General features: G+C 42.7%; 11 protein-coding genes. 7 read left to right on the top strand and 4 right to left on the bottom strand.

Going from position 1 to position 8,632, the window contains the following annotated elements:
* Nucleotides 1-200: 200 nt before the first annotated feature.
* From rplM to Q0688_RS26205, 7 genes are all read left to right on the top strand, one after another.
* Nucleotides 201-629 (top strand): 50S ribosomal protein L13, encoded by a 429-nt coding sequence (gene rplM / locus Q0688_RS26235; RefSeq protein ID WP_299084601.1) that lies wholly within the window; start codon nucleotides 201-203, stop codon nucleotides 627-629.
* A 12-nt stretch (nucleotides 630-641) separates the two neighbouring features.
* Entirely contained in the window at nucleotides 642-1,034 is a 393-nt protein-coding gene (rpsI, locus tag Q0688_RS26230) for a 30S ribosomal protein S9 (protein WP_215927513.1), read from the top strand.
* A gap of 269 nt (nucleotides 1,035-1,303) precedes the next feature.
* Nucleotides 1,304-1,936: a ubiquinol-cytochrome c reductase iron-sulfur subunit gene (gene petA / locus Q0688_RS26225; RefSeq protein ID WP_299084598.1), complete on the top strand. Its 633-nt coding sequence runs from the start codon at nucleotides 1,304-1,306 to the stop codon at nucleotides 1,934-1,936.
* A 1-nt stretch (nucleotide 1,937) separates the two neighbouring features.
* The gene (locus Q0688_RS26220; RefSeq protein WP_299084595.1) at nucleotides 1,938-3,206 is read left to right on the top strand and encodes a cytochrome b N-terminal domain-containing protein; all 1,269 of its coding nucleotides are present in this window, start codon (nucleotides 1,938-1,940) and stop codon (nucleotides 3,204-3,206) included.
* Nucleotides 3,203-3,937: a cytochrome c1 gene (locus tag Q0688_RS26215; RefSeq protein WP_299084592.1), complete on the top strand. Its 735-nt coding sequence runs from the start codon at nucleotides 3,203-3,205 to the stop codon at nucleotides 3,935-3,937. Before Q0688_RS26220 ends, Q0688_RS26215 begins: the two co-directional genes overlap by 4 nt.
* 187 nt (nucleotides 3,938-4,124) lie before the next feature.
* The gene (gene sspA, locus Q0688_RS26210) at nucleotides 4,125-4,757 is read left to right on the top strand and encodes a stringent starvation protein SspA (RefSeq protein WP_299084590.1); all 633 of its coding nucleotides are present in this window, start codon (nucleotides 4,125-4,127) and stop codon (nucleotides 4,755-4,757) included.
* A gap of 14 nt (nucleotides 4,758-4,771) precedes the next feature.
* Entirely contained in the window at nucleotides 4,772-5,173 is a 402-nt protein-coding gene (locus tag Q0688_RS26205; protein ID WP_299084587.1) for a ClpXP protease specificity-enhancing factor, read from the top strand.
* Nucleotides 5,174-5,368: 195 nt separating this feature from the next.
* On the opposite strand, the gene rpiA is transcribed toward Q0688_RS26205, so the two are convergent.
* Genes rpiA through Q0688_RS26185 form a run of 4 tightly spaced genes read right to left on the bottom strand, consistent with a single transcriptional unit; the run spans nucleotide 5,369 to nucleotide 8,550 of the window.
* Complete coding sequence (rpiA, locus tag Q0688_RS26200; RefSeq protein WP_299084584.1) at nucleotides 5,369-6,025, bottom strand: ribose-5-phosphate isomerase RpiA; 657 nt, start codon at nucleotides 6,023-6,025, stop codon at nucleotides 5,369-5,371.
* Nucleotides 6,026-6,073: 48 nt separating this feature from the next.
* Nucleotides 6,074-6,661, bottom strand: coding sequence for a 5-formyltetrahydrofolate cyclo-ligase (locus Q0688_RS26195; RefSeq protein WP_299084581.1), 588 nt, complete (start codon nucleotides 6,659-6,661; stop codon nucleotides 6,074-6,076).
* 37 nt (nucleotides 6,662-6,698) lie between these two features.
* Entirely contained in the window at nucleotides 6,699-7,640 is a 942-nt protein-coding gene (locus Q0688_RS26190; RefSeq protein ID WP_299084578.1) for a nucleoside hydrolase, read from the bottom strand.
* A gap of 19 nt (nucleotides 7,641-7,659) precedes the next feature.
* Entirely contained in the window at nucleotides 7,660-8,550 is an 891-nt protein-coding gene (locus Q0688_RS26185) for a ribokinase (protein ID WP_299084575.1), read from the bottom strand.
* Nucleotides 8,551-8,632: the final 82 nt, after the last annotated feature.

Genomic DNA, 8,632 nt, shown 5'->3' with positions numbered 1-8,632 from the left:
CAAAATTTACCCTCGCGTTTTCTCTTAACTTCTGTATAATTCGCGCCCTGCCCAGTTGCCCCCGCTTTGGGAAAGCGGATGAATCATACGACTCGAAGGGGTCAAGGTATTGATTTTTAGCGGTTTTGTGTAGCAGTCGGTAGTAAAATATCGAGCGCAAAACTAAGTAACGATTATTTATATATTTCGGGTATTTTTAAATGAAAACTTTTGTTGCAAAGCCAGAAACGGTAAAACGTGAATGGTACGTGGTTGACGCCACAGACAAAACTCTTGGTCGTTTAGCGACTGAGATTGCTAGCCGTTTACGCGGAAAGCATAAGCCAGAGTACACACCTCATGTAGACACTGGTGATTACATAGTTGTGATCAACGCTGAGAAAGTCACTGTTACTGGCAACAAAGCCAAGGGCAAAATTTACTATTCTCACTCTGGTTACCCAGGTGGTCTTAAAGACACTACGTTTGAAAAGCTTCAAGCTTTCAAACCAGAGATGATCATTGAAAAAGCGGTTAAAGGTATGTTGCCTAAAGGTCCACTTGGACGCGATATGTTCCGCAAAATGAAAGTCTTCGCTGGTCCTGAGCATAAGCATGCTGCTCAGCAACCTCAAGTCTTAGACCTTTAAGGAGCATTACAGATGGCAGATAATCAATATTACGGCACTGGCCGACGCAAAAGTTCTACCGCTCGTGTTTTTCTTCGTGCAGGTAGTGGCAACATTGTAGTTAATCAACGTCCTCTTGACGTATTCTTTGGTCGTGAGACTGCACGTATGATCGTGCGTCAACCATTAGAATTAGTTGAAATGACTGAAAAGTTTGACCTTTACATCACCGTTGCCGGTGGTGGTATTAGTGGTCAAGCGGGTGCAATTCGTCACGGTATTACACGTGCCTTGATGGAATTTGACGAAACACTTCGTCCAGCATTACGTAAAGCGGGCTTTGTTACTCGTGATGCACGTAAAGTTGAGCGTAAGAAAGTGGGTCTTCATAAAGCACGTAAACGTCCACAATTCTCAAAACGTTAATTGTACGGCGTCAAGCTTTTTTCAAAAACCCAGCTTTTGCTGGGTTTTTTATTGCCTATGTTTTGTACAAATTTCAACCTTCTTAGAAATATTTAGAAAAAACCTTGTTAAGTCTCGGTATTTATTCATTTTATTGATGATTTCCTTGTCTTTTACATGGGTTTTCTTTTATCATTTTCGGTTAATAGCAAAACTTTATTTTTTAGCTCTTGTACCAGTCACATGAACTATTAAGTGTTAGTCAAAAATTAACCCTCGGAGAGTAGTGGATGAGCAATGTATCTTTAGATGCCCATGATACGTCTGTGACCGAAAACCAACCCGTTAGTAGTAATAGACGCCGATTCTTAACGGTGGCGACTTCTGTAGTGGGTGGTGTCGGTGTAGTCGGTGCTGCGGTGCCTTTTATCGCCTCATGGAACCCAAGTATCAAAGCGAAAGCGGCTGGTGCTGATGTTGAAGCGGATATCAGTAAAATCCAACCCGGTCAGCTGATCAGAGTGATCTGGCGCAGCAAGCCTGTGTGGATCGCCCGTAGAACCCCTGAATTACTTGCCTCATTATCTAGTGTTGAAGATCAACTTAAAGATCCAAACTCCGATGAAGAACAACAACCCGCTTTTGCGAAAAACCAATATCGCTCTCTCAAAGAAGAGTATTTGGTGTTAGTTGGCATTTGTACGCATTTGGGTTGTTCACCACAACATTTAAAAGACGGTGCCTTTGCCGAATACGTTGAAGGTGTGCCAGAAGGGTTTTTCTGCCCTTGCCATGGTTCTAAATTTGATATGGCAGGTAGGGTTTTTCAAAATGTACCCGCTGGTTTGAACTTAGTGGTACCGCCTTATATGTTTTTAGACGACAACACTATTTTGATTGGTTCCGAAGAAGGGGCAGCATAAGATGTGGAAAAATTTGATGGACTGGGTTGAGTATCGTCTCCCCATAATGCGCGTTGCTAATATGCACGCAATCCAATATCCGGCACCACGAAACATGAACTTTTGGTACATGTTCGGCTTTTTGGCCACCATAGTATTAGTGAACCAAATTGTAACAGGTGTGTGGCTCACCATGAGCTACAACCCAACAGCTGAAGGCGCTTTTGCTTCAGTTGAATATATCATGCGCGATGTGGAATTTGGCTGGTTGCTGCGTTATATGCACAGTACTGGTGCTTCAGCATTCTTTATTGTGGTATATCTACATATGTTCAGAGGCATGATTTACGGTTCTTACCAAAAACCTCGTGAGTTATTGTGGTTGTTTGGCATGTTTATTTACCTTGCCCTTATGGCAGAAGCCTTTATGGGTTACGTATTGCCTTGGGGTCAAATGTCATACTGGGGTGCACAAGTAATCGTTTCTTTGTTTAGTGCTATTCCTGTCATTGGTCCTGATTTAGTGATTTGGATCCAAGGTGACTATGTTATCTCGGGTGCTACGCTAAACCGCTTCTTTGCATTACATGTTATTGCGCTACCCCTAGTGATAGTGATTTTAGTGTTCTTACACATAGTGGCACTACATGAAGTAGGCTCTAATAACCCTGACGGCACTGATGTTAAGCGCAAGAAAGGTTCTTTAAGTGAAGATGAAAAAACTAACTTCAAAATTCACGAATATTACACTGATAAATACGACATCGTTGACGATATCGTGCCTTTCTTCCCGCACATAGTGTTAAAAGACTTAGTCGGCTTTAGCTTCTTCTTGTTGGCTTTCTGCTACATCATGTTCTTTAACCCGGAAATGGGTGGTTACTTCCTTGAGCATCCTAACTTTGAGATTGCTAACCCATTGAAAACCCCAGAACATATCTTCCCAGTGTGGTACTTCACGCCTTTCTATGCGATTTTGAAAGCCGTACCTCATAAGTTAGGTGGTGTTATAGCGATGTTTGCAGCCATTATTTTCTTAGCGTTACTACCTTGGCTTGACCGCGGTAAAGTGAAGTCTTGGCGTTATCGTTGTGGCCTGCACAGATGGAACCTGATTGTTTTTGGGATAGTGTTTGTTTTTCTAGGTTACTTAGGTGGCACACCACAAGAGTCGTGGAAAATTGTTGCATCGCAAATCGCCACTATCATGTATTTTGGTTTCTTTGTGTTGTTGTATATATACAGTAAAAACGAACGCACTATGCCAGTTCCTGCGAGGATTACAGAATGAAGAAGTTAATTTTTGTATTGGCGTTTTTGCTACCTATGGGCGCTATGGCCGCAGGCGGTAACGTGCATCTTGATAAAGCTGAATATGACTTAACAGATAAAGCCTCTTTGCAAAACGGTGCAAAGTTGTTTATGAACTACTGCTTAGGTTGTCACCAAACTCAATACCAGCGCTACCAACGCACTTTTGAAGACTTAGGGATCCCTGTAGATCTGGGTCAAGAAAACTTGCAATTTACTGGTGAGAAGCCTGGCGAGCATATTAAAAATGCGATGCCTAGTGAGTCTGGCGCTAAGTGGTTTGGTGCGCCGCCTCCCGATTTAACACTCGTTGCCCGCGTACGTGGAGCCGATTGGATCTATACCTATCTGAGAAGTTTCTACGCTGACGAAAAATCTACTTTTGGGGTAAATAATTTAGTGTTCCCAGATGTGGGCATGCCTCATGCGCTTGAAGAGTTGCAAGGTGTACCCCGTAAAACCATGGAAAAAATGCTCATTGACGGTGAGATGGTTGAGCGTTACGTGGGCATAAAAGCCGATGGTAGCGGTGAATTAAGTGCAGCCGAGTACGACACCGCAGTGTTAGATTTAGTTAATTACCTGGTTTATATTGGTGAACCATCACGTTTACAGTCTGAGAGCATCGGGCGCTGGGTGATGGTATTTTTACTAGTATTATTGGTATTGGTATATTTACTTAAGAAAGATTATTGGAGAGATGTACACTAATTCAGCAAAACTTTATGTAGAATTTGGTGTATAATCCGCAAAATTTTTGAAAGGGGCTATATATTTTTATATATGCCCCTTTCTTTTCCGTTTTTAGCTAGCTGATTACCTGTGAATAGCTAATAAAAGCACTCAGCATAGCTGCTAAGCTTAATGCGATTATGTACGACATTTAGGAGAAATATAGATGGCTGTAGCCGCCAATAAACGTTCAATCATGACGTTGTTTTCAGACACAATAGATATATACAGTCACCAAGCGCGAATAGTGTTAGCCGAGAAAGGTGTAGGCGTAGAAATCAGCTTTACCGATCCTGCTGAATTGCCTGAAGATCTACTCGAACTTAACCCCTACGGCACTGTACCTACACTCGTGGACAGAGAGTTAGTGTTATATAACTCTCATATCATTATGGAATATTTGGACGAGCGTTTTCCGCATCCACCTCTTATGCCGGTTTACCCTGTATCCCGTGGTCAAAGTCGTTTGACTATGCATAGAATTCAAAATGACTGGTATGTCTTAGCCGAGCAAATTTTGGCTAATAAGGGCGATTTAGATGCGGCTCGTCAAGAGCTTCGTGAAGCCTTCTTATCCTTAGCACCTTTATTTGCTGAAACCCCTTACTTTATGAGTGAAGAGTTCAGCTTAGTCGATTGCTATTTAGCGCCGCTATTATGGCGTTTACCTGCTTTAGGCATCGAATTGACTGGTGCAGGAAGCAAAGACGTAAAAGCCTACATGAAGCGTATGTTTGATAGACCATCTTTTATTGCGTCTTTGACTGACCAAGAACGTGAAATACACAACCCACTATAACGGGCAGCAGTGATATGACACCAAATCAGCCATATTTATTCCGTGCGTTTTACGACTGGATTGTAGATAACGATCTCACCCCATATATAGTGGTCGATGCGCATTATGCAGGCACACAAATTCCTCAGGAGTTTGTTCAGGATGGTCAAATAGTGCTGAATATATCGCCAAACTCTACAGGAAATTTACAACTGGGTTTAGAACACATCATGTTTGATGCCCGCTTTGGCGGTGTACCCAGAAATATAGTGGTGCCTTGCCCAGCGGTATTAGCTATTTATGCTAAAGAAAATGGCGCGGGTACGGTATTTACCGTAGAGGAAAACATCGGTTCAGATGAAATTGAAGAATCGCCGTTACCTGAAGCACCGCCTAAACCTAAGAAAGGTAAACCAAGGTTAACGGTTGTTAAGTAGTCACTTCTCTGGATAAATAGTTAAATATAAAAAAAGCGCAGTAGCGCTTTTTTTGTCTATTAAAAATGTCGGGTCAAGTGATTAATTGTTAGGATGAATTGGTATAAGCACTTATTTATGGAGAATGGTATTACGTCATTCCCGAGTGCTTCTATCGGGAATCGCTTTTAGCTCCACGAAATTCGAAATTAAAACCTAGTCTATCACTTCAACCCCATTATCACTGCCAACCAGCACTATATCTGCGCCGCGATCGGCAAATAAGCCATTAGTTACCACGCCGACTATGGCGTTAAGTTGCCTTTCAAGCTCAACGGGATTGAGTATGGTTAAGTTATGTACATCCAAAATTACATTACCGTTGTCGGTAACTAGGCCCTGACGATATACAGGATCGCCGCCCAGTTTGACAATTTCTCTGGCCACATAAGAACGTGCCATAGGGATCACTTCAACAGGGAGTGGAAACTTTCCTAGCATTGGGACTTGCTTAGTATCGTCGATAATACAAATAAACTTCTCAGCTACTGCGGCAACGATTTTTTCGCGGGTTAAGGCAGCGCCTCCGCCTTTAATCATATGTTTATGCTTAGTTATCTCGTCAGCCCCATCAACATAAATATCGAATTTGTCGACTGAGTTTAAATCGAACACTTCAATACCTAAGGCTTCTAAACGTTTAGTCGACGCTTCAGAGCTAGAAACCGCACCTTGAATTTTGTGTTTCATGACTGCCAGAGCATCGATAAAGTAATTAACAGTTGAACCTGTGCCAACGCCAACTACGGCTCCTGCTTCTACATATTGTAATGCTGCTTGAGCGGCAGCTTGTTTCTTATCATCTTGTGTCATCTGTGAGGATCTTTAAAACGCTGTGGGGGCCATAGTGTAACCTATGGGCTAGGTGACATGAAAATATTGTTCAGGAGTCGCAATGCCATTGAGTGGAATATCCCAACTATCGGTATTCAATAGCGGTGCTTGTTGACAGCTATGGGCTAATCCAATTAGCCGGGTAGGTAATACATCTCGAACAATTGGCGCTAAGGTTCGGTCGTAATATCCGCCACCCATGCCTAGTCTATTGCCAGTCTTATCGAAGGCAACCAAGGGAGTAAATAGCAATTCAATAGTGGCCAAAGGACAAATATTTGTGGTGGTGATAATGGGTTCGTCGATCCCGTAGCGGTTCTTTCTCATGGGCGAATGGGCGTGATATTCAACAAATAACAAATGCCCTTTGCTAAAAGGGTGTAATACCGGTAATAACACCCTTTTGTTGTGCTTCCAGCAATAGTTAATAATGGCCCTTGGATCAACTTCACCATCGTTTGCGATATAACAAGCGACTGTGGTTGCTTGAGCTAAGGAAGAGGTCTCAAGACAAATCGATAGTATGTGTTGCGCCGCACTGCATTGTTGTTGCTTGGTTAGTGCTTGACGCTTTTTACGGAACGCTGAGCGAATGGTTTGTCGATTCATACACATTATGAATTGGCCTTGCTTAGGGCAAGGCCAAAGCAGACTAAAGGCTGTAAGTGTCTAAGTACAGCTGAGTGAGACGCTCATTGTTAACCTTAGTGGCTACATTGATGGTTTGTGCTTCAAGCCAATCTGGGCTAGTTGTGGTATTAGGCAAAGCAACAGTTGTTTGACCTATATTAAGAGGATCCGTAGATACTCTGGCATGACCGTTTTTTAACTCAAATAAGCTAGGGTCAATTAGGTGCGCAATAGGCATGGCATCGTGGAAGAAACACACATCTTCTTCGCGATTTTGCGAGTAAAATTCCACGTAAAATTGCGCCGCATCATGTACAAACCCACCTAACTTAGGGTTGCCTTCTTTCAGTTGAGTTAAGAAGTTTGGAGTGAATGGGCAAGAGTTAGTGACATCGAGTCCAAACATATTTAGCTCCCAAGAGGCGCCAAATACAATTTCGGCGGCGTAGGCGTCATTCCAAATATTGGCCTCGGCAACAGGAGTCACATTGCCGGGAACAAAAGCAGCACCGCCCATTATAGATACTGCTTTAAGTAACTTAGGTAACTCGGGCTCAAGGCGTAATGCCAAGGCCAAATTACCTAAGGGCCCAATAGCCACTACTGTGATTTCACCTGGATATTGGCGTGCCATATCCACAATAAATTGCGCCGAACTGCGCGGGTCGAGCTCGCCTTTAGCGGCCGGAAAGTTGATATTGCCAAAACCATCATCGCCGTGTACGAAATGGGCGTAACCCGATTCTTTACCTACCCAAGGCATACCCACACCTTTACAAACTGGGATATTTTGCTCTGCTAGAGCGCATAACGTAATGGCATTTTTAGCGGCCATTTCAACAGGTACGTTGCCATATACAGTAGTTAACCCTAGTACTTCAATTTCGGGATGTTGAAAGGCAAAGAAAATTGCCATTGCATCATCAATGCCGGGATCAGTATCTAGTATTATTTTGTGGCTCATGTAAGGTCTCCCGAATAAGTTATTGTTTAGCAAGAAAACGGTTTACGTCTTCTTCTTTAGGTATTGATTGCGCCGCGCCTTCTTGCATTACTGCTAATGCTGAGGCCGCACAGGCCCGTGATAGTGCAGTTTTTGAATCCACGTGATTACTATAAGCAGATAAAAAATACCCAATAAAGGTGTCACCTGCTGCTGTAGTATCAGTTGCGTCAACTGTAAATGCCGGCACGTCAATAGTGCTGTCTTGTTTTAGCATACGTACCCCAGCTTTACCCAAAGTGATAAGCACTTCGGCATGTGACCACTGATTGCGAAAATAATCTTCCATTTTTTCTATATCTTGCTGCCCAGATATTTCTTCGGCTTCAACTTCATTCACAATTAGTAAATCAATACATTGATGTGGTAAGTGCTTGACTGATTCAGTCATAGGCGCTGGGTTAAACGCGACTTTTAGACCTTTATCTTTTGCTTGGGTTAATACTTGGTCAATATTACTGGTCTCATTTTGCGTTAAGACCCAATCGGCAGGCTTAGTATTATCTAATGCTTTTATGATGTCCTTTGAGGTCATCTCATGGTTGGCACCGCCAAACAAAACGATGGCGTTTTCTGCAGAAGGGGTGACTTGAATAATGGCATGTCCGGTAGCTACTTCGCTACAAGTTACGTACTTACAATCAATGCCGTCGCGGATCATGCTTTGCTTAAAAGACACATCCGTTTCATTAATTTTACCAACATGTCGCACTTCAGAGCCTGCTCTAGCTAAGGCGATAGACTGATTTGCACCCTTGCCACCTAATAAACATTGGTAGTTGGATGATGCAATGGTTTCACCAGGTTGAACAAAGTGCTCTACTTGATAAACATGATCGATGTTGATTGAACCAAAGTTGATAACGGCCATAATGCGCTGCTGTGCCTCTCGTTTTAACCTGATGACGTGAAATTTATTCTAGCTGAATAAATTTCAATAAGAACCTCTAATT

It is taken from the genome of uncultured Paraglaciecola sp. (genome assembly GCF_937123705.1).
Classification (GTDB): Bacteria; Pseudomonadota; Gammaproteobacteria; order Enterobacterales; family Alteromonadaceae; genus Paraglaciecola.
Note: the sequence above shows the minus strand (reverse complement) of the source record. Positions and strands in the feature narration are given on the sequence as shown.

Bases quoted from the DNA above. Each gene is read 5' to 3' on its own strand.
- sspA (WP_299084590.1), top strand. From the start codon at position 4,125: ATGGCTGTAGCCGCCAATAAACGTTCAATCATGACGTTGTTTTCAGAC.
- Q0688_RS26220 (WP_299084595.1), top strand. From the start codon at position 1,938: ATGTGGAAAAATTTGATGGACTGGGTTGAGTATCGTCTCCCCATAATG.
- rpiA (WP_299084584.1), bottom strand. From the start codon at position 6,025: ATGACACAAGATGATAAGAAACAAGCTGCCGCTCAAGCAGCATTACAA.
- Q0688_RS26195 (WP_299084581.1), bottom strand. From the start codon at position 6,661: ATGTGTATGAATCGACAAACCATTCGCTCAGCGTTCCGTAAAAAGCGT.
- Q0688_RS26190 (WP_299084578.1), bottom strand. From the start codon at position 7,640: ATGAGCCACAAAATAATACTAGATACTGATCCCGGCATTGATGATGCA.
- rpsI (WP_215927513.1), top strand. From the start codon at position 642: ATGGCAGATAATCAATATTACGGCACTGGCCGACGCAAAAGTTCTACC.
- Q0688_RS26215 (WP_299084592.1), top strand. From the start codon at position 3,203: ATGAAGAAGTTAATTTTTGTATTGGCGTTTTTGCTACCTATGGGCGCT.
- rplM (WP_299084601.1), top strand. From the start codon at position 201: ATGAAAACTTTTGTTGCAAAGCCAGAAACGGTAAAACGTGAATGGTAC.
- Q0688_RS26185 (WP_299084575.1), bottom strand. From the start codon at position 8,550: ATGGCCGTTATCAACTTTGGTTCAATCAACATCGATCATGTTTATCAA.
- Q0688_RS26205 (WP_299084587.1), top strand. From the start codon at position 4,772: ATGACACCAAATCAGCCATATTTATTCCGTGCGTTTTACGACTGGATT.
- petA (WP_299084598.1), top strand. From the start codon at position 1,304: ATGAGCAATGTATCTTTAGATGCCCATGATACGTCTGTGACCGAAAAC.